General features: G+C 41.5%; 1 pseudogene. It reads left to right on the plus strand.

The features are described 5' to 3' along the window. Positions 1–1262, plus strand: a pseudogene (locus FW757_RS23045) (IS3 family transposase); the annotation flags it as partial.

Below are 1262 nucleotides of genomic sequence, written 5' to 3' on the forward strand. Positions count from 1 at the left end.
AGCCATTAATGAATACTGCCGTAATAAAGGGCTTTATCCGCATCATATTAAGCAGTGGAAGCAAGACTTTGCCCAAGGACCTACAACGAAACTAGCTAAATCAGACAGTAAACAGTTAAAGCAAGAAATAAAACAGCTGCAAAAAGAGCTTAATCGTAAAGATAAAGCCTTAGCTGAAACAGCCGCTCTGCTTGTTCTCAAAAAAAAAGCGGATGCACTCTGGGGTTTCAACGAGGACGATTAACAACACAGGCTGAGCGACATGAATTAATAACGCTTATTACAAACGCGCAGGATTCAGGGGCAAGGAAAGAAAAAGCATGTGAGTTACTTGGGCTGACGGTAAGAACCGTTCAGCGGTGGATTGAAGCAGACGATATGACTGACAAGCGAACGAGTACGAAAAAACGGCCGCCAAACCGTCTCACAGAGTTAGAGCGGCAGCGTATTATTAATACGGTTAACTCAACTGAGTATGGGCATTTACCGGCCAGTAAAATAGTCCCCAAGCTGCTTGATAACGGTATATGGATAGCGTCTGAAAGTTCATTTTATCGTGTCATGAAGGCACATAACTTATTAACGCATAGAGAAAAAGTAAAGCCAGCTAAGCCGATGAAAAAGCCAAGAGCATTGAAGGCAGTACGTGCAAATGAAGTATACACTTGGGATATCACCTATTTACCAACGAGCGTAAAAGGGCAATTTTTATACTTATATTTAGTGATGGACATTTTTAGTCGAAAGGTTGTTGGCTGGCAGGTTTACGACACACAGTTAAGTGAATTAGCCGCAGATTTAATGAAGGATATTTGCAGTCGGGAGCAAATAAAGCGCGAGCAAGTCACGTTGCACTCAGATAATGGTAGCCCAATGAAAGGCGCGACATTACTGGCAACATTACAGGAGTTAGGGATTGTGCCATCATTTAGTCGACCGTCAGTAAGTAATGACAATCCATACTCTGAGTCGTTATTTAAAACGTTAAAGTATCGCCCAGAATACCCAGAAAAGGCATTTGAAGATATAAGCGCAGCAAGAGAATGGGTAAGTGGGTTCGTTGATTGGTACAATAATGAGCACCTACACAGTGGTATAAAATTTGTGACGCCAAATCAACGTCATTTAGGTTTAGATAAAGAGATATTAGCCAAGCGTCAGCAGGTAAACGACGCAGCTAAATTGAATAACCCAAGTCGTTGGTCAGGAAAGTCACGAGATTGGTCAATGATAAACGAAGTAAATTTGAATCCTGAGAAAAA

Source organism: Pseudoalteromonas sp. 1181_04, from assembly GCF_052850545.1.